The following is a 21,208-nucleotide window of genomic DNA, read 5'->3' on the forward strand; positions in this document are numbered from 1 at the left end:
TCGCCCCGATCCGTCACCCTCGGGCCATGGATGTGCAGCCCGGCATCGGCCGCCGCGCGGCGATCGCGCTGCCGGTCGTCGTCATCGTCGCGGTTTCGGGCTTCGTGCTGAAGGCCGCTGGCGGGTTCGAGATGCCGCTGTCGATCGCGCTGAACCGGCACCACCACGGCGTCCTCGGCGCGCTCGGCGACCTGCTGTACCACGTCGTCGGCCCGGTCGGAGCGATCATCGGCACCGCGGTGATCACGGCCGTGCTGCTGCTCGTCACGAGGAGGTGGACCACCGCCGCGACCTTCGCGGTCACGATCGCGGGGTCCTGGCTCAGCGTGGCGGTGGTGAAGCTGCTCGTGCACCGTCCGCGCCCCGACGCCGCGCAGCTGCCGCTGCCCTACCACCCGGTCCAGGTCGACGCGTCGTACCCGAGCGGGCACATGGCCTTCGTCACCGCAGTGGTGATGACGACGCTCCTGATGATGCCCCCGGGCGCCTGGCGACGGCTCGTCGCCGTCCTGGGCGCGATCCTCGTGGGCGCGGTCGCGCTGCTGCTCACCGTCGACGCCGTGCACTACCCGACCGACGTGATCGCGTCGATCGTCTGGGTGGTGGCCGTCGCCCCGCTCGTGCACGCGATCTGGGTGCGGGCGGTGCTGCCCCGGGTCGGGGCGCGTCGCGACCGCGCCGAGGCCCACGCGATCGGCCGGAGGTTCGGGACGCAGGAGCACTGAGGGCCGGTTCGGCGCGCGGTCGAACCGCTCGCGCTCGGTTGACCACGAGCAATCGCGGCTGCGATTCGGTTGGAAGAGATCTGAGGCTTCGCCGATCGGCTTGGTGCTCCGATCCCCGACCCGGGACGCTGAGCGGATCGAGGAGGAGTGGGCGCTGCGGCCCCGCTCGGAGGAGGAGCGATGGCGGGGAGCCCGCAGGACCGGCCGGTGCGCGTCGCGCTCCGCAACGACTACGAGGTCGTGCTCGGCGGCTTCAGCCGCATGCTCGAGCCGTACCGCGACCGGGTGGAGGTCGTCGAGGAGCTCGAGCAGCACCGCGTCGACCAGCCCGTCGACGTCGCGCTCTACGACACGTTCGCGCAGCAGGAGCCGGCGCACCGGGTCATCGCGGAGATGGTCGCGAACCCGATGAACCGGCACGTCGCGATCTACAGCTGGAACACGGCCCCCGAGCTGATCGACGCCGCCCTGCACCAGGGCGCCCGCGGCTACTTCGCGAAGAGCCTCCCCGCGCTGCAGCTCGTCGAGGCGATCGAGCACGTCGCGGCGGGCGGCACCGTCCTCTCCCCCGCGGGGGTGGAGGTCGAGACGAACGAGGCGCTCGACTGGCCGGGGCGCCACGCCGGGCTGTCCGACCGCGAGGCCGAGGTCCTGGCGCTCATCACCCAGGGCAAGTCCAACGCCGACATCGCCGTGATCACCTACCTGACCGCGAACACGATCAAGTCCCACGTCCGCACGGCCTACCGGAAGATCGGCGTCACGAGCCGCGTCGAGGCGGTGCTGTGGGGCGTCCGCAACGGGCTCTCCCCCGACCACGACGCGGTGCAGCGGCCGTCGGACCGGGCGGAGGACCTGGACACCCTCCCGGGAGCCGGGCGATGAGCACCGTGGAGCAGCCCCCGTCGCGACAGGACCTGCCGTGAGGATCCAGACCGTCAGCGTGTTCGTCGACGACCAGCAGCGCGCGCTCGACTTCTACACCGGCGTGCTCGGCTTCGTCGTCGCGGCGGACGTGCCGCTCGGCGAGCACCGCTGGCTCACCGTCGCCTCGCCCGAGCAGCCGGACGGGACGCAGCTGTCGCTGGAGCCGAAGGCGCATCCGGCGGTCCCGCCGTTCACCTCCGCGCTCGTGCGCGACGGCATCCCGTTCCTGCAGCTGGAGGTGGACGACGTGCAGGCCGAGTACGACCGCCTCCGGGCGGCGGGCGTGACCTTCGTGCAGCCCCCGACCGCGATGGGCCCCGTGACCACCGCGGTGCTCGACGACACGTGCGGCAACCTGCTGCAGCTCGCCCGCCTGACGGACTCCTGAAGCGTCGGGTCCGGCATCCGTCCGGAGGGTCCGGCGCGTGGCGCCGTCGGCGTGTCGGGCGCCCGTGCGACCATTCGGCACCCGTCCAGGACGAGCCGTGCGGCCGGGCGCGAAGGAGCATCGGATGGCGACCGTGAGCGTGGCGATCCCGTACGCCTCGAAGTGGTACTTCGAGGCGGCGTTGCGCGGGATGCGGGCCGCTGCCGCCGAGGACGGGCACGAGCTGGACGTCTGGGTCGAGGCGCCCGGCCCCGCGGCGCGCGCCGCCGTCGCGACGCTGATCGAGCAGCACCTCGCCGATTCCGCCTGCATCGGTGCGATCGCCGTGCACTTCCGGCTCCACGGCGACCAGGTGGGCCGGGTGCTCCGGTCGGGCAAGCCGGTCGTGCTGGTCGGCGGGCGCCCGGACGAGCTGCCGGTGGTCCGCCTGGACGACGTCGAGGTCGCCCGGCGCGCGGTGCAGCACCTGATCGACCTGGGCCACCGCGACATCGCGCACCTCGCCGGGGCCGTCACGGACCCCGACGACATCACGATCCGTGCCGATCGCGTCCGCGGCTACAGCGAGGCCATGCGCGACGCCGGCCTCGAGATGCAGGCCTCGGTCCGCGCGAGCGCGTTCGACGTCGGGGAGGCGACCAGCGCGGCCCTGCGCCTCCTCTCCGCCGACGAGCGTCCGACGGCCGTGTTCGCCGCGGTCGACGAGATGGCGCTCGGGGTCCTCGACGCGGCACGGACCCTCGGGCTCGCCGTGCCCCGCGACCTCAGCGTGATCGGCATCGACGACCACGACGACTCGGCGGCAGCCGGGCTGACGACGATGCGGCAGTCGCCGGAGGCCGTCGGCCGCGCCGCCGTCGCCCGCCTGCTGGGCCGCACGGACGTCGACGACCAGGTGATGGACGTCGAGCTGGTCGTGCGCACCAGCACGGCGCCGCCTCCCGGCCCCGTGGCGGCACGGCCCCAGCGCGGGCTGAAGCGCGGCCTGCTCGACCGCCTGGTGCGGCGGCGTTGAACCGCGTCGACCGGGCCGGCCGGAGCCGCGGTGGTCAGCGCCCGGCGCTGAAGAGCGCGCCGACCTGCGCCGCGGTCGCCGCGGTCCCGCTCCACAGCTCGGTGCGCCCGATCGAGCCGCGGTAGGAGCCGACGCCGTCGGCGCCGAGCCGGAGGAAGGCGGGGTAGGCCGACAGCGAGAGGCTCGTGCTCGAGTAGGCGGCCTGGGCACCGTCGACGTAGATCCGCCACGGGGAGAGCGACCCGGTCATGACGACGACCGCGTGGTGCCACCCGCCGTCCTGCGCGACGGGACCCGTGCTGATCGAGGCAGTGGCGCCGGCCACCACCCCGACGCGGTACGTGAGGGAGCCGTCCGCATTGAGGATCAGCTGCCGGTCCGCCGTGGTGCTGTCGGCCAGCCCGTCCGGGCTCGACCCGAAGCCGGCGATCAGCCCGCTGCCCGGGATGCTCCCGTTCGTCAGGCCCGCCTTGAACCAGACGGACAGCGTGAAGGTCGAGGGTGTCGTGACGGATGCCGTTCCGACCACCGCCCCGCGCCCCGAGGAACCGAGCTGCACGGACGGCCCGCCGTTCTTCAGGCACGATCCGCTCGACCGGCTGTAGGAGCCGCTCAGCGTCGCCGTGCTGGTGCCCGGGACCCCGAGGTCGGCGGAGGAGGCGCCGGACGGCTCCGCGAACGCCCAGGCGGTGGTGGGCGCGGGCAGACCGGAGACCGCGGGCAGCGCGGCCAGGCAGTCGAACGCGCCCGTGGAGAAGACGACCGGCGGCGAGGCCGACTTCGACGAGAACGCCGCCCAGCCCGGCTGCGGCGGGGTCGCCGAGATCGAGGCGGCCGCGAGCAGCGCGACGGCCGCCACGCCCGCCGCAGCCCGCGGCGGTCTCCGGGAGCGCGGGCGTCCGCCCTCCGGCAGCAGCCGGCACGTGCCCGCACCGAGGAGGAGCAGGCTGGCCGTGGCGGAGGCGAGCGCGACGGCGACCCAGTCCCCCTCCCGCAGCCATACCAGCGGCAGCCCGATCAGCGGCACCCGCAGGAAGGCGACGCCGCGCAGGGTGTCCGGCGGCACCGGTGAGGAGTCGGGCGCGGCGTTCGCGTCGCCGCGCAGCTGCAGCATGCCGTCGCTGATGCCGATCAGCCGGTGCAGCCGCAGCCGCCCGGGGTGGTCGGGGTCGTCGACGAGCAGGACGTTGCCGAGGCCCACCTCGCCCGGGGCCGGCATGCGCGTGACGACGACGTCGCCGACCTGCACGGCCGGGGCCATCGACCCGGACATGACGACCGTGCTGCGCAGCCCGAACGCCGGCGGGACCAGTGCCCACAGGAGCATCACGACGAGCACCGACAGCGCGGCGCGCGACGCCGTGCTCAGCGCGAGCACCGCCCACGCCGCTGCCGGGCTGAGGGCGCGGCCCGACGGCGCCGCGCCCTCCTGCGTCAGGTGTTCTGCGCTTCCCACGTGAAGACGACGCCCGCCTGGAGGCCCTGCGCCGTGTTCGGCGCACCCAGGGGCAGCGAGTAGTCGATCTTGTAGGTCGCCGTCTCCGTGCCGGTCGGCGACCAGGGCAGCACGCCGCTGGCGTACCCCGTCAGTCCGGCGAAGGCGGTGAGCAGGCCCGTGTAGTTCGTCGCGGGGCCGGCCGCGACGAAGCCGGTGCAGTCTCCCACCGCCGCACCGCCCGTGCCTCTGGTGATGGTGAGGGAGAGCGCGTTCGAGAGCGCGTTCGACGCGGTCGCCGAGGTGGCGTAGAGCCGGACCTCGGAGGGCAGCGTCCCCGTCGAGGTCACCTTGATGCACCGGCTGTCACTGAAGCCCGGTTTGATGCCGGCGACCGTGAAGGCCGCCGTCCCGGTGCCGGCGTCGTTGCTGAGTGCGACGGTGCCGGTGCTCCACGAGGAGCCGGGGCTGCTGGTGCTGGCCGTGAACGCCGAGTAGGACGACGCGACCACGCCGATGCCGGTGGCGATCACCGCGACCGGCACGACGAGGACGCCGACCAGCTTCGCCATCGCAGCGGTCGGCGTCAGTCCGGCGGTGGTCGGGCTGAGCCGGACGGGTCCGATGCGCATGGTCTCCCCCTCGGTCGCGATCGAGGGCATCACCTGAACACTCCGATCGCGCGCCGCCCGGTTCGACGCTCCCGGGTGCACGGATCCGCACGGCTGCGGGCCACCCCAGACCAGGGGGCGTCGCCACTCGGCTGCGACTCGTCCGGGTGGAAATGGTCTGGGCCGGTAACGTCGGGAGGCGGGCGCGGACGGTCTCAGGCGCGGGGAGGAGGCTGCAGCCCGTGTGGACCGACGACCTCGAGCAGCGGGCGGCCGAGGTGCTGCCGGAGCACGTGTACGACTACTTCCGGGCCACGGCGGGCGACCTCGACGTGCTGCGTCGGCAGGTCGACGCCTGGGAGGCGATCGAGCACCTCCCCCGCGTGCTGCGGCAGGCCTCCTCGCCCCACGTCGGCACCGCCGTGCTCGGCACGGCGCTGCGGACGCCGGTGATGGTCGCGCCGATGGCGCAGCAGGTCGCCGCCGACCCCGCGGGTGAGGTCGCCACCGCCCGCGCCGCCGCAGCGGCGGGCACGCTCCTCGGCGTCTCCACGAACACCGCCGTCCGCTTCGAGGACATCGCCGCCGTCGGCGCGCCGTGGTGGTTCCAGCTGTACGTCATGGAGGACCGCGCCCTGACCGAGGCCCTCCTCGAGCGCGCGGTCGCGGCGGGGGCCCGGGCGATCGTGCTGACCGTCGACATCACCGGGCTCGAGCACCCTCGCGCCGGCGCCACGGTCTCGGTCGAACCGACGGAGTGGGGCGCCGCGCCCGAGGGACGACGCCTCGCGAACCTCACGACGGAGGAGCGCGAGCGCGCCCGCGGCGACGGCGGCCGCATCGCCCGGGACCTCGGGTTCGAGACGATCGGCCTCCTGCGCGAGCGCACGGGGCTCCCGGTCGTGGTGAAGGGCGTCCTCCGCGCGGACGACGCCCGACGCGCGGTCGATGCGGGCGCCGCCGGGGTCGTCGTCTCCACCCACGGCGGCCGTGCCCTGGCCGGCGCCGTCCCCGCCGCCCGGGCCCTCGACGCGGTCGCGACGGCCGTCGACGGGAACGCGGAGGTGTACGCGGACTCCGGGCTGCGCACCGGCGCCCACGTCGCCTCGGCGCTCGCGCTCGGCGCGCAGGCCGTGTTCGTCGGCCGGCCGGTGCTCTGGGGGCTCGCCACCGGTGGAGCGGACGGGGTGCAGCAGGTCCTCGAGCGGGTCACGAGCGAGTTGCGCCGCACGATGAACCTGCTCGGCGCGCCGACCGTCGCCGACCTCACCCGCGACCTCGTCGCGCGCGCCTGATCCGCGGGCGCCGCGCTCGTCGGCTCCGGGACGGTGCATCCGTAGGCTGGCGCGCGCGGGAGGACGAGGGCATGAGCACCGACCGAGGATCCGAGGGCTGGCATCGGCGCTTCCAGCAGCTGCCGCCCGGGGAGCGGCCCCCGGCGATCCTGTCGGCGCTCGGTGCCGCGTCCGACGCCGAGCTCGTGTGGCGCAACGAGCTCGGGGGCCAGACCTGGCGGCTGGGCGACCGGTACCTCAAGTGGAGCCCGGACGCGGCCGGGATCGATCTCTGCCGCGAGGTCGACCGCCTGCGCTGGCTGCACGGCCGGCACCCGGCCCCGACGCTCCTCGACGAGGGGCACGACGGCGGCGGCCGCTGGTTCGTCACGGCGGCGCTGCCCGGCACCTCGGCGGTCAGCGGGCGCTGGAGGGACGAGCCCGAGACCGCGGTGCGCGCCATCGCCGAAGGGCTGCGGCGGCTCCACGCGCTCGACCCGTCGGACCTCCCCGAGGACTGGACGTCGTGGGCGAGTCGACGCCCGCGGGGGCTCGAGCCGTCGCCGGAGCCAGGCATGCGCGTCGTCGTGCACGGCGACGCCTGCGCCCCGAACACCCTGCTCGCTCCGGGTGGCGCCTTCGCCGCGATCGTGGACGTCGGCGACCTCGTGCTCGGGGACCCCTGGGCCGATCTCGCGGTCGCGTCGATGTCGCTCGGCTGGAACTACGGCCCCGGCTGGGAACCCCTGTTCTTCGACGCCTACGGCGTCGTGCCGGATCCCGCACGGCTGGCCTGGTTCCGGCGGCTCTGGGACGCCGAGTCCTGATCGCATCGAACCCGTCCGCCGACGTGCCCGCTCCGCGGACCCGCGGCGAGCGACGAGGGAAGGAACGCATGACCGATCTCTTCGACCTCTCGGGCCGGACGGCCCTCGTCACCGGGTCGAGCCGCGGCATCGGGCTCGCGCTGGCGGAGGGGCTCGCCGCTGCCGGCGCGCACGTGGTCCTGCACGGGCGCGACCTCGACCGCCTGCGACGGGAGGCGGACTCGCTGCAGGCCACGGGCGCCGCGGTCTCCGACGTCGCGTTCGACCTCACCGACGAGTCGGCGGTCCGCGACGGCATCGCCGAGCTGGTCGGCCGGGTCGGCGCGGTCGACGTGCTGGTGAACAACGCCGGCATGCAGCTCCGCGGACCCTTCACCGAGTTCACGGGCGCGGACTGGGACCGGGTCATCGCGACCAACCTGACGAGCGCGTTCCTCGTGTCGCGCGAGGTCGCCCGCGGCATGCAGCAGCGGCGTCGCGGCAAGATCGTCAACATCGGCTCGGTGCAGTCGATGCTCGGTCGCCCGGGCATCACCCCCTATGCCGCGTCGAAGGGCGGCATCGTCATGCTGACCCGCGGGATGTGCGCGGACCTCGGGCCGTCGGGCATCCAGGTCAACGCGATCGCGCCCGGCTACTTCGCCACCGAGCTGACCTCGGCGCTCGTCGACGATCCCGAGTTCAGCGCCTGGGTCGAGCGGCGCACGCCCGCCGGCCGCTGGGGTCGGGTGGAGGACCTCGTGGGCGCCGCGGTCTTCCTCGCGAGCGCCGCCTCCGACTTCGTGAACGGCCAGGTCCTCGCCGTCGACGGGGGCATGACCGCCGTCGTCTGAGCCGCCGGCGCCTCGAGGACCTCATCCCCGCGACGGACGCGGCCCGCAGGCGGTCCGGCCCCCGGGCGGAGGCGGATCCCCCGCGCAGCCGATCCGCCTCGACGGTCGCCTCCGATGGGATCGGAGCATGACGAAGCACCGCCTCCAGGGCCTGATCCTGCTCCCGATCGCCGCCGGCCTCCTGCTCTCCACGACCGGCTGCAGCGCCGTGATCGACGCCGTGCACCGCACCCACCAGGAGACGTTCACCGACCGGGCGGCGGCCGAGCGGGGATGGGTGGGCGTGGACGCACCGACATGGCTGCCGGCCGACGCCGCGGACATCCACGACCTCGCCACCGACGACGAGTCCCAGGCGGTGATCCTCGCGCACGGCTCCTCGCCGCTGCCCTCCACGTGCCAGGAGGCCGACCGTCGCGGCATCCCGTTCGACACCGCGTCCTGGGCGCCCGTCCTCGACCGCTTCCCCGACAGGGTCGCCCGCTGCGGCGACTACGAGGTGATGCCGGTGGACGGCGGGTGGCTCGGATGGTTCTCGGCCACCGAGGCGGGGCAGCGCCCCACCGCCGCCGCCCGCTGACGGTCGGCTCGGCGCGCGGAAGCGCGGCCGGCGCGCGCCGGCGGCCCCGCGGCTCGGTACGGTCCTCGTGTGCCGGCCGTCTTCCATCGCGATCGCGCCGCCGCCCGGCCGTCGGACGCGTCGCGCACGCAGCCCGCCCCACGACCGGTCGAGGTCGAGGGCTCCGTGCTCGACGGCAGGTACCGCCTCGACGCCATGATCGGCGAGGGCGGGATGGCGACCGTCCACGCGGCGACCGACCAGCTGCTGGACCGGTCGGTCGCGATCAAGGTCTTCCGCCCCGGGCGAGCCACCCGCGGCGAGCTGCAGGTGCAGGAGGCCGAGGCGCGGGTGCTCGCCTCGATGAACCACTACGCGCTCGTCACGCTGTTCGACGCGGGGATCGAGAACGTCGACACCGGCACGCCCCAGATGTACCTCGTGATGGAGCACGTCGCCGGCGGCGACCTTCGCGCCCGCCTCCGCCACGGGCCGCTCTCCGTGGTGGAGACGGCCTGGCTCGGGTTCGACCTGTCGGAGGCCCTGGACTACGTGCACCAGGCGGGCCTCCTGCACCGCGACATCAAGCCCGCCAACGTCCTGCTGTCGACGCTGCGCAGCGCCAAGCCCATCGTCGGCAAGCTCGCGGACTTCGGCATCGCGGCCCTGGTGGGCGAGGAGGACGAGAGCGAGTGGATCCCGGGCACCGCGGCGTACGTCAGCCCGGAGCAGGTCGAGGGGCACGACGCCGATCCGCGCTCGGACGTCTACTCGCTCGGCCTCGTCCTGCTCGAGGCCGTCACCGGGCGGGTCGAGTACCCGGGCGACGATCAGCACTCCGCCCTGAGCAGGCTCGAGCGCGACCCGGTGATCCCCGCGGACCTGCCCGAGAAGGTCCAGCAGGTCCTCCGCGGCATGACGGCGTTCGAGCCGGCGGACCGGATCGGCCTCACGGAGGCCGCGCTCCAGCTGCAGCAGTACCTGGTCGACGTGCTGATCGAGGCCCGGGAAGGCGACCGCGCGCCGGGCCCGATCGTGGACGACGAGCGCGAGCGCGTCGCCGCCCTGCGCGGCTACGGCATCCTCGACACCGGGCCCGACGAGACGTTCGACGCGATCACCCGCATCGCCGGGGCGATCCTCGACACCCCCATCGCGCTCGTCACGCTGGTCGTCGAGGACCGCGTGTGGTTCAAGTCGCACCTCGGCTGGGACGAGCAGCAGGTCGATCGCGACGTGGCCTTCTGCACCACGACCACCCCGGGGACCGCTCGGCCCTGGACCATCCCGGACGCCACGCAGGACCCCCGGACCCGCGCCAACCCGCTCGTGGTCCAGGACCCCGCCGTCCGCTCCTACGCCGGCGCCCCGCTGATCGACCGCGACGGGCACGACCTCGGCGCCCTGTGCGTCTTCGACCGCCGGCCCCGGGAGTTCACCGAGCAGCAGCTCAACGCCCTCGGCGACCTGGCCGGCCTCGTGATGCACGAGATCGAGATGCGGGACGCGACGCGACGGGCGCTGTTCGACCGCCGCTGAGGCGGAACGGGGCCGGGACTCGGCGCTCCCCCGGCGGTTCGGGGGCAGAGTGGCGCGATGGACGGTTCCCCGGCGCCGCAGCTCATCGCGACCAGCTGGACCTCGGCCGGCGACGTGCGCCCCGGCCGCACCGGCGGGGTCAGCCCGGTCGACGTCGACGAGCGGATCGCGGCGGTCGCGGCGGCCGGGTACGCGGGGCTGGGATTGGGGCTGGACGACCTGCTGCACCTCGAGCGCACGATCGGGCTCGACGGGCTGCGCGACCGCATCGCGGCGGCGGGCCTCCGCCACGTCGAGGTCGAGTTCCTCGACGACTGGTGGCTCGAGGGGGCGAGGCGGGAGGCCTCCGACGCCGCGCGAGCGGGTCTGCTGCGCGCTGCGGAGGCGCTCGGGGCGCGGCACGTCAAGGTCGGCTGCGGCGCCTTCGGCGACAGCCGCGACCACGCGCGGCTCGTCGACGAGCTGCGGCTGCTGGCGGACCAGGCGGCCGACCACGGCACCCGCATCGCCCTCGAGCCCGGCGCGGGATCCGCCCTGGACCTCGCCGGGGAGGCGATCCCGCTCGTCACCGAGCTGGCGCACCCGGCGCTCGGGCTCATGCTCGACCCGTGGCACCTCGTCCGCGCCGGACTCCCCTACGCGCAGGTGCTGTCCGACCTGCCGGAGGGGCTCGTCGTCGCGGCCGAGCTCTCCGACGGCGCCGCGATCTGCGAGGGCACCCTCTTCGACGACACCTTCGACCGCCGCCTCCCGCCCGGGGAGGGCGACTTCGACGTGGCAGCCTTCGTCGCAGCCGTGCGGGGAGCGGGCTTCGACGGGCCGTGGGGCGTCGAGGTCATGTCGGAGCGCACGCGGCAGCAGGCGCCGGCCGAGGTCCTCGCGACGTGCGCGCGGACTGCGCGGGACTGCCTCACCGCTTGAACGGACCTCAGTTCGCGTGGTCCTGCCCGGTCTCGTGCACCGCGAGCCCGTTGCAGCCAGCGGTCCGCCAGTCGTAGGGGCCGCTGGTGTCCGGCCCGTACATCGCGACCTCGAAGGCGGCCTCCTGCTGCGCGGTCAGGCCGTCGTCCCGGCTCGCGGCCTCGCCGCCGCGCATCTCGGCGACCGGGTCGTAGAGGAAGCCCTGCTCGGCCATGCAGCCGATCTTGATCCAGGCCTGCTCCTCCCAGATCGCGTTCCCGCGGAGGATCGGGTCGCTCTGCACCGCGGCGTGCAGCTCCGCCCGCGTCCGCACCTGCGCACCCCGCTTCGCGATGAGCGGGGCCTCCGGGGTCGCGGAGGCGACCGGGGTCGATGTCCGGGACGGGGTCGGCGTCCGAGTCGGGGTCGGCGAGGGCGCGGAGGAGGACTGCCCGGCCGGCGCGACCGGCGACGGGGAGCCGGTGGTGCTGAGCACCGCGGCGGAGACCGCGATCACGGCGGCGAGCACGGCTCCCGTCACCACCGCCATCCGCACCCGTCCCGGGTCAACGGCGGTCGGCCGCGCTCCGGCTCGTCGCCGCCTCGGCCGGGCGGCGTCGGCCCGCTCCACGAGCAGGCTGCGGAGCGCTGCGTCGCGCTCGTCGGTGCGCCAGTCAGACGCCATGCCGCACCTCCTCGCCTCCGACGGCGGTCAGCCGCTCGAACTGCTTGACCAGCCGTCGCTTCGCCCGGTGCAGCCGCGACTTCACGGTGCCCGGGCGCACGTGCAGCGCCTCGGCGGCGTCGCGCTCCGACCACTCCTCCAGCACGCACAGCGTGAGGATCTGCTGGTCGGCCTCCGATAGGCGCCGCAGGGCCGCGACGACGTCCGACTCCTCGAGCAGCGACGTGTCGTCCACGGCGGGCTCGGGCGGCGGCAACCGGTCCAGCAGCGCCCGGTAGCGCCGGGCGCTGCGCCGCGCGTTGTTCGCGGTGTAGGTCGCCGTCACGAGCAGCCACGGCAGCACCGACCCCTGCACCAGCCGCACCGACGACCTCCTCCGCCACGCCTCGAGGAACACCACCGCGACCGCGTCCTCGACGTCCTGCGGGGTGTCCAGCAGCCGCGTCAGGTGCCGCCGCACGCGGTCGCGGTGGCGGTCGAAGACGACGCCGAACGACTCGCCGTCGCCCGACACCGCCCTCGACCACACCTCCGCGTCGTCGGGCTCCATGAACAGGAAGTGTCCGCCTCCCGCGGATCGGTTCCCACCCGCGCGCCGTGCAACCCGCAGCAACGAAGTCGACGTTGCGCAACGCCGACCGTGACACTCAGCGCTGCACAGGGCGGGTGGGTCGGCCCACCATGGGCGGGTGACCCCCATCGACCCCGAGCTGCGGCAGGCGCTCATCGACGGCTACGACGAGATCAGCGACCGCAACTCGGACGGCGTGGTCTTCGTCAACCGCGACGGCTGGTGGCAGGACCCGCTGATCATCCAACGGCTGCCCGTCGCCCTCGTGGCACCGTTCCGCGACCAGGCTCCGACCGTCGTCCTCGGGCCGCAGAGCAGCGGCTACCTGCTCGGTCCGCTGGCGGCGCGCGAGCTCGGCGTCGGGTTCGTCGCGGCGCGGAAGGAGGTCGCCCTCGCAGCGGACAGCGACGACTGGATCCGCACCACGACCGCGCCGGACTACCGCGACCGGCACCTCGAGCTCGGGTTCCGCCGGGGTGCCGTCGGCGGAGGCGACCGCGTGCTCGTGGTCGACGACTGGGCCGACACCGGCAGCCAGCTGCTGGCGCTGCACCGGCTCGTGGAGCAGGCGGAGGCCCGGGTGGTCGGCACCGTCGTGATCGCCGACGGGCTCACCGACAGCCGCGTTCGACGCGACCTGCGGCTGACCTCCCTCGTCCACGCGCGGGAGCTGTGGCACTGACCGCCACCCGTGCAGCCCGCAGCGACGAAGTCGACGTTGCGCAACGCCGACGCTGTTGCCACGGGCTGCACTGGCGGGCCCGGGGCGGTGGCGGATGATGGGCGGGTGTCGAGCGCGCAGCGGGTCGTCGCGCGGTTCGCCGAGGCGGTCGAGCGCGAGCGGCTCGGGATCCACGGCGTCCACGTCCTGCTCGGCGAGGAGGAGGCGCAGCGGCGCTGGGCGGACGACGTCCGCGAGGACGTCCACTCGGTGTCGAAGGGCGTCAGCGCACTGGCGGCGGGCATCGCGGTCGACGAGGGCCTCCTCACCTGGGACTCGACCATCGCGGAGCTCCTCCCCGACCTCGCGCTCGGCGACGGCGTGGAGGCTGTGCGTCTCGGCCACCTGCTGACGATGACCAGCGGCATCGACTTCCCGTGGTTCGCCTCCCAGCCGATGCCGGGGCCGGACCTCGCCGCCGAGATGCTGCGCCGCCCGACCGTCAGCCCGGGCCTCGCGTTCCAGTACTCGGACGCGAGCACCTACGTCGCGATGCGGATGCTCGACGCCCGGGCGGGCGACGTGCTCGAGTGGCTGCGTCCGCGCCTGTTCGATCCGCTCGGCGTCGAGGAGCCGGTCTGGCGGCGCTGCCCGCTCGGGCACGTGCTCGGCGGGAGCGGCCTCGCGCTGCGCACCGAGGAGCTCGCCCGGATCGGCCGCCTCCTGCGCGACCGGGGCGTCCGGCGCGGCAGGCGCGTCGTCCCGGCCGCCTGGGTCGACGGCATGCACGGCGCATGGATCAGCACCGGCGGATCGCCGCCGTTCGACCGCTACGGCGTCGCGACGTGGGCGGGGCCCGACGACTGCTGGCGGCTCGACGGCGCCCTCGGCCAGTACGTGGTCGTCGACGAGCGGCGCCGTGCGGTCGTCACCGTCACCGCGGACGAGGCAGAGCGCGACCACCTGCTCGCCGAGCTCGCCGTCCGGGCGCTGGTCCTCGAGGCCTGACGCCGGCGCCTCCCTGGGCAGCCCGCAGCATCGAAGTCGGCGTTGCGCAACACCGACTCTGTTGCCACGGGCTGCCCAGGTGGGGCTGCCTGCAGCGCGACCGCGGTCAGGCGGGGCGGGCGGAGGCCGCGGCGCGGGCGGCGGAGGGCAGCGCCGCTTCGATGCGCGACAGCGCCGCGTCGTCGTGCGCGGCGGTGAGGAACCACGCCTCGAAGACGCTCGGCGGCAGGCTGACGCCCTGCTCCAGCATCGCGTGGAAGAACGGAGGGAACCGCCACGCCTCCTGGTCGCGGACCTCGTCGTAGTCGCTCGGCACGCGGTCGGTGCCGAGCACGAGCGAGAAGAGGCTGCCGGCCCGCGGGATCGCGTGCGGGACGCCCGCGTCGGTCAGCGCGGCGTCCAGGGCGGTGACCACGCGCTCCGCGGCGGCGTCCACCCGCGCGTAGACGTCGGCGTCCGCCAGCCGCAGCGTCGCGATGCCGGCGGCGACCGCGACCGGGTTCCCCGACAGGGTGCCTGCCTGGTAGACGGGCCCGAGCGGTGCGAGCAGGTCCATCACGTCGGCGCGGCCGCCGAGCGCCGCGAGCGGCATCCCGCCGCCGATGACCTTGCCGTAGGTGATCAGGTCGACGTCGAGGGGGCCCGCGGGGTCGTGGCCCCACCAGCCGCCGGGGTGCACCCGGAAGCCGGTCAGCACCTCGTCGCTGATCACGAGCGCGCCGTGCTCGTGCGCGATGCGCACGAGCGCCCGGTCGAACCCGTCGTGCGGTACGACGACGCCCATGTTCGCCGCGGCCGCCTCGGTGATGACGCCCGCGATCCGGTCGCCGTGCTCGTCGAACGCCGCCTGCAGCGCCGCCTCGTCGTTGTAGGGCAGCACGAGGGTCTGCGCGGCGACCGGCTCGGGGACGCCGGCGGAGGCGGGCAGCCCCTGCGTCGCGACGCCGGAGCCGGCCTCGGCGAGCAGCCCGTCGGAGTGCCCGTGGTAGTGCCCGGCGAACTTCACGATCAGCGGCCGCCCGGTCGCGCCCCGCACGAGGCGGATCGCGGTCATGGTCGCCTCGGTGCCGGTGCTCACGAGCCGCAGCCGCTCGATCGGGGTCGTGCTGTCGCGGCGGACGCGGTCGTGCACCAGCTCGGCCAGCTCGACCTCGCCCTCCGTCGGTGCGCCGAAGGAGAGCCCGCGGGTCGCGGCGGTGCGCACGGCGTCGATCACGGCCGGGTGCGCGTGCCCGAGGAGCGCGGGGCCCCAGCTGGCGACGAGGTCGACGTACTCCCGGCCCTCCGCGTCGAAGACCAGCGCGCCGGACGCCCGCGACAGGAAGCGCGGCGCCCCGCCGACCGAGCGGTACGCCCGCACGGGGGAGTTGACCCCGCCGGGGATGCGCCGCTGCGCGCGCTCGAACAGCGCCGCGTTCGCGTCGAACGGTTCCTGCGGCGGCACGGCCGGCCCGGGGCCGGCGTCCGCGAGGTGCGCCTGGGGGCGGTGTCCTGAGCCTGTCGAAGGGTCGCGGGTCTCGCTCATGCGCGCAGCCACCCGGCGATCTCTGCGGCCCAGTAGGTCAGCACCGCGTCCGCACCCGCGCGGCGGATGCCGAGCACCGACTCCATGATCGCCCGGTCCCGGTCGATCCAGCCGTTCGCGGCGGCGGCCTCGACCATCGCGTACTCCCCCGACACCTGGTAGGCCCACACCGGCACCGGCGAGGTCGCCGCGACGTCCGCGAGCACGTCCAGGTACGGGCCGGCGGGCTTCACCATGACCACGTCGGCGCCCTGCTCGACGTCGAGCACCGCCTCGCGCCGGCCCTCGCGGCGGTTCGCCGGGTCCACCTGGTAGGTCCGCCGGTCGCCGGTCAGGGTCGACTCGACCGCGTCGCGGAAGGGTCCGTAGAAGGCCGAGGCGTACTTCGCGGAGTAGGCGAGCAGCAGCACGTCGGAGTGGCCCGCCGTGTCCAGCACCTCGCGCACGGCCGCGACCTGGCCGTCCATCATCCCGCTGAGGCCGAGCATCGCGGAGCCCGCCTCCGCCTGGGCCAGCGCCATCTCGCCGTAGCGCAGCAGCGTGCGGTCGTTGTCGACCGAGCCGTCGGCCGCGAGCACGCCGCAGTGCCCGTGATCGGTGAACTCGTCGAGGCAGAGGTCCGTCTGCACCACGACCGCGTCGCCGACCTCCTCGGCGACCGCACGCGTGGCGACGTTCAGGATCCCGTGGGGGTCCGTCGCGCCCGAGCCGGTGGCGTCCTTCGCCTCCGGCACGCCGTAGAGCATCACGCCGCCGACGCCCAGCCCGGCCGCCTCCGCGACCGTCCGCCGCAGCGTGTCGACGGTGTGGTGCACGACACCCGGCATGGAGGCGATGGGGCGCGGCTCGTCGAGCCCTTCGCGCACGAACAGCGGCAGCACCAGCTGCGCCGGGTCGAGGTGCGTCTCGGCGAAGAGGCGGCGGACGGCCGGGGTGCGGCGCGCCCTCCGGGGACGGACGGTCAGGTTCACGAGGTTCAGGCCCCCTGCTCGATGCGGTGCCGGGCCAGCTCCTCCAGCGTGCCGATCAGGCTGTCGCTGGTGCGGCTGCGGGCGACGAGGTCGACGCGGAGACCCGCGTCCTCGGCGTCCATCGCCGTGCGCGGGCCGATGCAGGCGATGACGGTGCGGGACGGCACGAGGCCGATCTGCACGGAGATCTGGTGCGCCACGCTGCCAGAGGTGACGAGGATCGCGTCGAACGAGCCGGCGGCGACGCCCTCCACGATGTCCTGCGCGATCGGCACCCCGACCGTCCGGTAGGCGATCACGGCGTCCACGTCGTGCCCGGCGGACCGCAGGCCGTCCGTCAGCACGGGCTTCGCGATGTCGCTGCGCAGCGCCAGGATGTGCAGCCCGCGCGCCTCGCCCGCGGCGTCGCCCCACTCGGCGAGCAGCCCGGCCGCGGAGTTGTCGTGCCGCGGCACGAAGTCGACCCGGTAGCCGGCGGCGCTGAGCGAGGCGGCGGTCGTCTCGCCGACCGCGGCCACCTTCGTGCGCTCGGGGATCACCGCGCGGTGCGCCGACAGCACGTCGACGGTCGTCGCGCTCGTGACGCTGAGCCAGTCGTAGGAGCCCTCGCCGAGCCGCCTGAGCGCCGCGTCCAGCGCCGGCTCGTCCTGGGTGCCGGCGAAGTTGATGCTCGGGGCGACGACGGGGACGGCGCCGCGCGCCCGGAGGTCGGCCGCGACGCCGTGACCCCACGGCCCGCCTCGGGGCACCAGCACGCGCCAGCCGCGCAGCGGCTTCTCCGGCGTCGGGGCGATCACGAGGCGGCCCCGAGCGGTGCCAGCGCCGCGGCGCCCGCCTCCAGCAGGTCCGCCGCGACGTCGCGGGCGGCCTGCGCCAGCCGCGTCCCGCGATCCTCGGTCACATCGACCTCCAGCCGCCGCTCGATCCGCTCACCGCCGTCCGGCCGGTGCACGACCGCCCAGAGCGCGGCCCGCTCGTCGCCGACGTGGCTGGCGACCCCGATGGGCGCGGCGCAGCCGGCCTCGAGCAGGGCCAGCACCTGCCGCTCGGCCGCCGCGCCGTCGCCGGCGACCGGGTCGGGCAGCGCCGCGACGAAGGCGCCGATCGCGGTCGCGGGGTCGGCGTCCGCCTCGCGCACCTCGATGGCGAGCGCGCCCTGGCCCGCCGCGGTCGGCCAGGCGTCGAGCGGCAGCACCTCGGTGATCGCGTCGGTGCGGCCGAGGCGGGCGAGGCCGGCCCACGACAGCACGACCGCGTCCAGGTCGCCGTCCGCGACGCGGCGCAGGCGGGTGTCGACGTTGCCGCGGAGGTCCTGCACGTCGAGGTCGCCGCGACGCTCGATCAGCTGCGCGCGCCGCCTGGGCGATCCGGTCCCGACCCGGGCGCCGGCGGGCAGTGCGTCGAGGGTCAGGCCGTCGCGGGCGCAGAGCACGTCCCGGGCGTCCTCCCGCTCCGGCACCGCGGCCACGACCAGCCCGGGAGCGGGCGCCACCGGCAGGTCCTTCAGCGAGTGGACGACCAGGTCGACCTCGCCGGCCGCGAGCGCGTCGCGGAGCGCGCCGGCGAAGACGCCGGTCCCGCCGATCTGCGCGAGCGAGGCGCGCGAGACGTCCCCCTCCGTGCGGACGGTCACGAGCTCGCAGTCCGTGCCCGCGGCGCGGATCGCGTCGCGGACGCGCCCGGCCTGGGCCAGCGCGAGGGCGCTGCCCCGGGTGCCGAGTCGCAGCGCCGTCACGGGCGCAGGCCTGCCACGGTCGGCCGGAAGCCGAGGCGCGCGTTCTCGCAGCAGCCGGGGCGGCAGACGTCGTACCAGGGGCCGAGGCCGGTCTCCGCCGGCCGCTCCGCGGCGGGCACGCCCTGCACGCGCTCGAGCACGAGGTCGACGAGGCCGCTGACGTACTGCGGGTCGACGCCGGGGGTCGGCGTGCGCACGGCGACGATCCCGATCTCGTCCGCCGTCTCCATCGCCTCGGTGTCGAGGTCCCACTTGACCTCCATGTGGTCCGACACGAAGCCGAGCGGCACGAGCAGGACGCCGCAGACGCCCTGCTCCGGCAGCTCGCGGAGGGCGTCGTTCACATCCGGCTCGAGCCACGGCTGGCTGGGCGGGCCGCTGCGCGACTGGTAGACGAGCGCCCAGGGCACGTCGCGTCCGGCGCGGGCCATCACGACCTCCGCCACCGCCTCGTGCTGCGCCGCGTACGCGCCGCCCTCGCCGAAGCCGCGGGCCGCCGGGCCGCTCTTCTCCGCGTCCCCGGTCGGGATGGAGTGCGTGCAGAACAGCACCTTCGCTTGACGTTCGAGGTCGATGCCGGGGATCCGCCGCTCGAGCTCGGCGAGCCCCTCGGCGACCCCGTCGGTGAACGGGGCGACGAAGCCGGGGTGGTCGAAGTACTGGCGCACCTTGTCGATCACGAGCGTGTCCGCGAGGCCGGTCTCGGCGAGCTCGCGAGCGAAGTCCTCGCGGTACTGGCGGCAGGACGAGTACGAGCTGTAGGCGCTGGTGGCGATCGCGATCAGCTGACGGCGCCCGTCGTCGGCGGCCTCGCGCAGCGCGTCGGCGAGGAACGGGCCCCAGTTGCGGTTGCCCCAGTAGACCGGCAGGTCCACCCCGCGCGCGGCCAGCTCGGTCTCGAGCGCGGCCTTCAGCATGCGGTTCTGCCCATTGATCGGGCTGATGCCGCCGAAGTGCCGGTAGTGGTGCGCGACCTCCTCGAGCCGCTCGTCCGGGATGCCCCGGCCGCGCGTGACGTTGCGGAGGAACGGGATGACGTCGTCCTGCCCCTCGGGGCCGCCGAAGCTCGCGAGCAGGATCGCGTCGTACGCGACCGGGGTCTCGACGTGCTCGGGGCCGATGGAGGCGGGCGCGCTCGCGTTCGCGACGGCGGGCGCGTCGGTCACGGCGTCGCTCACGACAGCACCTCCGGCAGCTCGTCGAGCCCGATGCGCCGACCCGTGAAGAACGGCGTCTCCTCGTTCACGTGCAGCCGGGCCTCCGTCGCGCGCAGCGCGCGCATCATGTCGACGATGTCCGTCAACGAGTCGGACTCGAGCGGCAGCAGCCACTCGTAGTCGTTCAGGCCGAACGCCGCGACGGTGTTCGCCACGACCGAGCGGTAGGCGGCGCCCTTGCGCCCGTGCTCCGCGAGCATCCGCTTGCGGTCGTCCTCGGGCAGCACGTACCAGTCGTACGAGCGCACGAACGGGTAGACCGAGAGCCAGGCCCGCGGCTCCTCCCCGCGCAGGAACCCGGGGACGTGGCTGCGGTTGAACTCGGCGTCGCGGTGCACACCGAGGGCGCTCCACGTCGGGGCGAGGGGGGCGATGATCGCGGTGCGGCGGATGCGCCGGAGGCCCGCCTGCAGCCTCACCGGGTCGTCCCCGTGCAGCCAGAACATCACGTCCGCGTCGGCGCGGAGGCCGCTCACGTCGTAGACCCCGCGGACGGTCACTTCGTCCTCGGCCAGCTCGTCGATCGCGAGCCGCAGGTGCTCGGCCTCGTCCGCTCCGGGCACCTGCCCCGCGGTCTGCCGACGGAACACGCTCCACAGCGCCCAGCCGCCATCGGTCATGACGTCGATCCCTCTCTCTGCTCGCGGGCTCTCACCGGCACGCGACGTCGAGGCCGCGCGGGGAGCCGCGGAGGATGCCGCGGCTGCGATCGCCACGGTGCGAGCGCCCTCCAGTGTGCCGCACGCGAAAGGGGCGCCCGTGCGATGCACGGACGCCCCCGGTCCACGTTCAGCGGCGCGCGGCCCGCACGATCAGCGCCGTGACGGTCGCCATCAACGCCGCCGCACCCGCGAGGACGCCGTAGACGACCTCCGGGCGCTCCTGGCGGAGCACGTCGAGCCGGTCGCGCGTCTCCTCGAGCAGCTCGCGCATGCGCTTCGGCACGTCGAGGCGGTCCTCGATCGCGTCGAGGGTCTCGGCCAGGCGCTGCCGGGTCGCCTCGATGTCGTTGCGGATCTCGGACAGCTGCCGGTCCTTGTCATCGGTCATACTGCCCGACCCCCTTGAATGCCTTGACGTCGTCCTTCACGCTGTCGACCGCCTCCTTGGGCACCGGCGGGACGCCCTTCTTCACGCGCGACAGCCCGATCAGCGCCAGGACCACCGCGACGATCAGCAGGAAGACCCCGACGATCAGCGCGGACAGCCACACGGGCAGCGCGACCGCGATGCCCGCGATCGCCGCCGCGAGCAGGACGAATCCTGCGAAGTAGAGGAAGACCGCGGCGCCCGCGAAGAGCCCGATGCCGATGCCCGCGCTCTTCAGCCGGGTGATCGCCTCGCGCTTCAGCTGCTCGATCTCGTCGCGGATCAGCGTGGAGATGAGCCCCGGCAGGTCGCCGATCAGCTGGAAGAGCGACTTGCGCCCCTCCCGCTCCTTGCCGTTCAGGATGCCGCTCATGTCAGATCGACGGCGTCGGCTCGTCCTCGGCCGGCGACTTCTTCACCTTCGACGCGACCTTCTTGGCCTGGCCGACCACGGCGTCCTCGACCTTCGGCGCCTGCTCCTTCACGAACCCCTGCACCGAGTCGACGGCCGTGCCGACGCCCTTCTGCACGTTGCGGTCGTTCCAGATGCGGTCCGCCGCCGACTTGATCTGCTCGTAGCGGCGCCGGCCCGCACGCGCGCCGAGGACGTACCCGACCGCTGCGCCGGCGACGAACATGATTCGACCCTGCATGACTTCCCTCGTTCCTGGCGTGGAGTGCCAACCGTAGCGAGGTGCCCCTGAACGGTCAGC

General features: G+C 74.7%; 25 protein-coding genes. 12 read left to right on the forward strand and 13 right to left on the reverse strand.

All coding sequences use genetic code 11. The features are described from left to right. Nucleotides 1–26: 26 nt before the first annotated feature. The 4 genes from ACFSBI_RS02610 (at nucleotide 27) to ACFSBI_RS02625 (ending at nucleotide 3,055) form a co-directional block, all read left to right on the forward strand. On the forward strand, nucleotides 27–725 hold the full coding sequence (locus tag ACFSBI_RS02610) for a phosphatase PAP2 family protein (RefSeq protein WP_377931746.1): 699 nt from the start codon (nucleotides 27–29) through the stop codon (nucleotides 723–725). Between the two features lie 180 nt (nucleotides 726–905). Beyond that, nucleotides 906–1,610: a LuxR C-terminal-related transcriptional regulator gene (locus ACFSBI_RS02615; protein ID WP_377931748.1), complete on the forward strand. Its 705-nt coding sequence runs from the start codon at nucleotides 906–908 to the stop codon at nucleotides 1,608–1,610. Nucleotides 1,611–1,647: 37 nt separating this feature from the next. Next, nucleotides 1,648–2,040 carry a VOC family protein gene (locus ACFSBI_RS02620; protein WP_377931750.1) on the forward strand — a complete coding sequence of 131 codons (393 nt, stop codon included), beginning with the start codon at nucleotides 1,648–1,650 and terminating at the stop codon, nucleotides 2,038–2,040. A 124-nt stretch (nucleotides 2,041–2,164) separates the two neighbouring features. Next, on the forward strand, nucleotides 2,165–3,055 hold the full coding sequence (locus tag ACFSBI_RS02625; RefSeq protein ID WP_377931752.1) for a LacI family DNA-binding transcriptional regulator: 891 nt from the start codon (nucleotides 2,165–2,167) through the stop codon (nucleotides 3,053–3,055). 34 nt (nucleotides 3,056–3,089) lie between these two features. On the opposite strand, the gene ACFSBI_RS02630 is transcribed toward ACFSBI_RS02625, so the two are convergent. Together ACFSBI_RS02630 and ACFSBI_RS02635 are read right to left on the reverse strand one after the other, a co-directional pair. Further along, the gene (locus ACFSBI_RS02630; RefSeq protein ID WP_377931754.1) at nucleotides 3,090–4,511 is read right to left on the reverse strand and encodes a LamG-like jellyroll fold domain-containing protein; all 1,422 of its coding nucleotides are present in this window, start codon (nucleotides 4,509–4,511) and stop codon (nucleotides 3,090–3,092) included. Then, entirely contained in the window at nucleotides 4,490–5,122 is a 633-nt protein-coding gene (locus ACFSBI_RS02635) for a hypothetical protein (RefSeq protein ID WP_377931756.1), read from the reverse strand. Before ACFSBI_RS02635 ends, ACFSBI_RS02630 begins: the two co-directional genes overlap by 22 nt. A 221-nt stretch (nucleotides 5,123–5,343) precedes the next feature. Between ACFSBI_RS02635 and ACFSBI_RS02640 the strand changes: the two genes are divergently transcribed. The 6 genes from ACFSBI_RS02640 to ACFSBI_RS02665 all read left to right on the forward strand — a co-directional run bounded on the left by ACFSBI_RS02640 (nucleotide 5,344) and on the right by ACFSBI_RS02665 (nucleotide 11,054). After that, the gene (locus ACFSBI_RS02640) at nucleotides 5,344–6,396 is read left to right on the forward strand and encodes an alpha-hydroxy acid oxidase (protein ID WP_377931758.1); all 1,053 of its coding nucleotides are present in this window, start codon (nucleotides 5,344–5,346) and stop codon (nucleotides 6,394–6,396) included. A 71-nt stretch (nucleotides 6,397–6,467) separates the two neighbouring features. Then, the gene (locus tag ACFSBI_RS02645) at nucleotides 6,468–7,202 is read left to right on the forward strand and encodes an aminoglycoside 3'-phosphotransferase (RefSeq protein WP_377931760.1); all 735 of its coding nucleotides are present in this window, start codon (nucleotides 6,468–6,470) and stop codon (nucleotides 7,200–7,202) included. Nucleotides 7,203–7,270: 68 nt separating this feature from the next. Next, complete coding sequence (locus ACFSBI_RS02650; protein WP_377931762.1) at nucleotides 7,271–8,035, forward strand: glucose 1-dehydrogenase; 765 nt, start codon at nucleotides 7,271–7,273, stop codon at nucleotides 8,033–8,035. 127 nt (nucleotides 8,036–8,162) lie between these two features. Beyond that, complete coding sequence (locus tag ACFSBI_RS02655; RefSeq protein ID WP_377931764.1) at nucleotides 8,163–8,615, forward strand: hypothetical protein; 453 nt, start codon at nucleotides 8,163–8,165, stop codon at nucleotides 8,613–8,615. A gap of 69 nt (nucleotides 8,616–8,684) precedes the next feature. Then, nucleotides 8,685–10,133 carry a protein kinase domain-containing protein gene (locus tag ACFSBI_RS02660; protein ID WP_377931766.1) on the forward strand — a complete coding sequence of 483 codons (1,449 nt, stop codon included), beginning with the start codon at nucleotides 8,685–8,687 and terminating at the stop codon, nucleotides 10,131–10,133. 57 nt (nucleotides 10,134–10,190) lie between these two features. Beyond that, nucleotides 10,191–11,054 (forward strand): sugar phosphate isomerase/epimerase family protein, encoded by an 864-nt coding sequence (locus ACFSBI_RS02665; protein ID WP_377931768.1) that lies wholly within the window; start codon nucleotides 10,191–10,193, stop codon nucleotides 11,052–11,054. 7 nt (nucleotides 11,055–11,061) lie between these two features. Here the strand turns inward: ACFSBI_RS02665 and ACFSBI_RS02670 are convergent, their stop codons facing one another. Together ACFSBI_RS02670 and ACFSBI_RS02675 are read right to left on the reverse strand one after the other, a co-directional pair. Continuing rightward, nucleotides 11,062–11,718, reverse strand: coding sequence for a hypothetical protein (locus tag ACFSBI_RS02670; protein WP_377931770.1), 657 nt, complete (start codon nucleotides 11,716–11,718; stop codon nucleotides 11,062–11,064). After that, entirely contained in the window at nucleotides 11,708–12,268 is a 561-nt protein-coding gene (locus ACFSBI_RS02675) for an RNA polymerase sigma factor (protein WP_377931772.1), read from the reverse strand. Before ACFSBI_RS02675 ends, ACFSBI_RS02670 begins: the two co-directional genes overlap by 11 nt. 139 nt (nucleotides 12,269–12,407) lie before the next feature. On the opposite strand from ACFSBI_RS02675, the gene ACFSBI_RS02680 reads away from it, so the two are divergent. Beyond that, nucleotides 12,408–12,971 (forward strand): phosphoribosyltransferase family protein, encoded by a 564-nt coding sequence (locus ACFSBI_RS02680; RefSeq protein WP_377931774.1) that lies wholly within the window; start codon nucleotides 12,408–12,410, stop codon nucleotides 12,969–12,971. Nucleotides 12,972–13,076: 105 nt separating this feature from the next. Then, entirely contained in the window at nucleotides 13,077–13,958 is an 882-nt protein-coding gene (locus ACFSBI_RS02685; protein ID WP_377931776.1) for a serine hydrolase domain-containing protein, read from the forward strand. 106 nt (nucleotides 13,959–14,064) lie between these two features. Here ACFSBI_RS02685 and hemL read toward each other — a convergent pair whose 3' ends face one another. The 9 genes from hemL to ACFSBI_RS02730 form a co-directional block, all read right to left on the reverse strand. Further along, complete coding sequence (gene hemL, locus ACFSBI_RS02690) at nucleotides 14,065–15,483, reverse strand: glutamate-1-semialdehyde 2,1-aminomutase (protein WP_377931778.1); 1,419 nt, start codon at nucleotides 15,481–15,483, stop codon at nucleotides 14,065–14,067. Beyond that, nucleotides 15,480–16,454 carry a porphobilinogen synthase gene (hemB, locus tag ACFSBI_RS02695; protein ID WP_377931780.1) on the reverse strand — a complete coding sequence of 325 codons (975 nt, stop codon included), beginning with the start codon at nucleotides 16,452–16,454 and terminating at the stop codon, nucleotides 15,480–15,482. The genes hemL and hemB overlap by 4 nt, the downstream gene beginning before the upstream one ends. 5 nt (nucleotides 16,455–16,459) lie before the next feature. After that, nucleotides 16,460–17,248 (reverse strand): uroporphyrinogen-III synthase, encoded by a 789-nt coding sequence (locus ACFSBI_RS02700; RefSeq protein ID WP_377932148.1) that lies wholly within the window; start codon nucleotides 17,246–17,248, stop codon nucleotides 16,460–16,462. Further along, on the reverse strand, nucleotides 17,248–18,189 hold the full coding sequence (gene hemC, locus ACFSBI_RS02705) for a hydroxymethylbilane synthase (RefSeq protein ID WP_377931782.1): 942 nt from the start codon (nucleotides 18,187–18,189) through the stop codon (nucleotides 17,248–17,250). The genes ACFSBI_RS02700 and hemC overlap by 1 nt, the downstream gene beginning before the upstream one ends. Further along, nucleotides 18,186–19,367 (reverse strand): ferrochelatase, encoded by a 1,182-nt coding sequence (locus ACFSBI_RS02710; RefSeq protein ID WP_377931784.1) that lies wholly within the window; start codon nucleotides 19,365–19,367, stop codon nucleotides 18,186–18,188. The genes hemC and ACFSBI_RS02710 overlap by 4 nt, the downstream gene beginning before the upstream one ends. After that, entirely contained in the window at nucleotides 19,364–20,026 is a 663-nt protein-coding gene (hemQ, locus tag ACFSBI_RS02715; protein ID WP_377931786.1) for a hydrogen peroxide-dependent heme synthase, read from the reverse strand. Before hemQ ends, ACFSBI_RS02710 begins: the two co-directional genes overlap by 4 nt. A 169-nt stretch (nucleotides 20,027–20,195) precedes the next feature. After that, nucleotides 20,196–20,456 (reverse strand): DUF3618 domain-containing protein, encoded by a 261-nt coding sequence (locus tag ACFSBI_RS02720; RefSeq protein WP_377931788.1) that lies wholly within the window; start codon nucleotides 20,454–20,456, stop codon nucleotides 20,196–20,198. Then, nucleotides 20,446–20,868 carry a phage holin family protein gene (locus ACFSBI_RS02725; RefSeq protein ID WP_377931790.1) on the reverse strand — a complete coding sequence of 141 codons (423 nt, stop codon included), beginning with the start codon at nucleotides 20,866–20,868 and terminating at the stop codon, nucleotides 20,446–20,448. Before ACFSBI_RS02725 ends, ACFSBI_RS02720 begins: the two co-directional genes overlap by 11 nt. Nucleotide 20,869: 1 nt before the next feature. After that, on the reverse strand, nucleotides 20,870–21,148 hold the full coding sequence (locus tag ACFSBI_RS02730) for a hypothetical protein (protein WP_377931792.1): 279 nt from the start codon (nucleotides 21,146–21,148) through the stop codon (nucleotides 20,870–20,872). Nucleotides 21,149–21,208: the final 60 nt, after the last annotated feature.

The sequence above is a fragment of the Amnibacterium endophyticum genome (assembly GCF_042680685.1).
Taxonomy (GTDB): Bacteria; Actinomycetota; Actinomycetes; order Actinomycetales; family Microbacteriaceae; genus Amnibacterium; species Amnibacterium endophyticum.

What these genes read in the sequence shown, in the direction of transcription:
- ACFSBI_RS02625 (WP_377931752.1), top strand. Translation starts at nt 2,165, where the DNA reads ATGGCGACCGTGAGCGTGGCGATCCCGTACGCCTCGAAGTGGTACTTC.
- ACFSBI_RS02675 (WP_377931772.1), bottom strand. Translation starts at nt 12,268, where the DNA reads ATGGAGCCCGACGACGCGGAGGTGTGGTCGAGGGCGGTGTCGGGCGAC.
- ACFSBI_RS02650 (WP_377931762.1), top strand. Translation starts at nt 7,271, where the DNA reads ATGACCGATCTCTTCGACCTCTCGGGCCGGACGGCCCTCGTCACCGGG.
- ACFSBI_RS02610 (WP_377931746.1), top strand. Translation starts at nt 27, where the DNA reads ATGGATGTGCAGCCCGGCATCGGCCGCCGCGCGGCGATCGCGCTGCCG.
- ACFSBI_RS02635 (WP_377931756.1), bottom strand. Translation starts at nt 5,122, where the DNA reads ATGCGCATCGGACCCGTCCGGCTCAGCCCGACCACCGCCGGACTGACG.
- ACFSBI_RS02730 (WP_377931792.1), bottom strand. Translation starts at nt 21,148, where the DNA reads ATGCAGGGTCGAATCATGTTCGTCGCCGGCGCAGCGGTCGGGTACGTC.
- ACFSBI_RS02645 (WP_377931760.1), top strand. Translation starts at nt 6,468, where the DNA reads ATGAGCACCGACCGAGGATCCGAGGGCTGGCATCGGCGCTTCCAGCAG.
- ACFSBI_RS02725 (WP_377931790.1), bottom strand. Translation starts at nt 20,868, where the DNA reads ATGAGCGGCATCCTGAACGGCAAGGAGCGGGAGGGGCGCAAGTCGCTC.
- hemL (WP_377931778.1), bottom strand. Translation starts at nt 15,483, where the DNA reads ATGAGCGAGACCCGCGACCCTTCGACAGGCTCAGGACACCGCCCCCAG.
- ACFSBI_RS02720 (WP_377931788.1), bottom strand. Translation starts at nt 20,456, where the DNA reads ATGACCGATGACAAGGACCGGCAGCTGTCCGAGATCCGCAACGACATC.
- ACFSBI_RS02615 (WP_377931748.1), top strand. Translation starts at nt 906, where the DNA reads ATGGCGGGGAGCCCGCAGGACCGGCCGGTGCGCGTCGCGCTCCGCAAC.
- ACFSBI_RS02655 (WP_377931764.1), top strand. Translation starts at nt 8,163, where the DNA reads ATGACGAAGCACCGCCTCCAGGGCCTGATCCTGCTCCCGATCGCCGCC.
- ACFSBI_RS02665 (WP_377931768.1), top strand. Translation starts at nt 10,191, where the DNA reads ATGGACGGTTCCCCGGCGCCGCAGCTCATCGCGACCAGCTGGACCTCG.
- ACFSBI_RS02670 (WP_377931770.1), bottom strand. Translation starts at nt 11,718, where the DNA reads ATGGCGTCTGACTGGCGCACCGACGAGCGCGACGCAGCGCTCCGCAGC.
- hemQ (WP_377931786.1), bottom strand. Translation starts at nt 20,026, where the DNA reads ATGACCGATGGCGGCTGGGCGCTGTGGAGCGTGTTCCGTCGGCAGACC.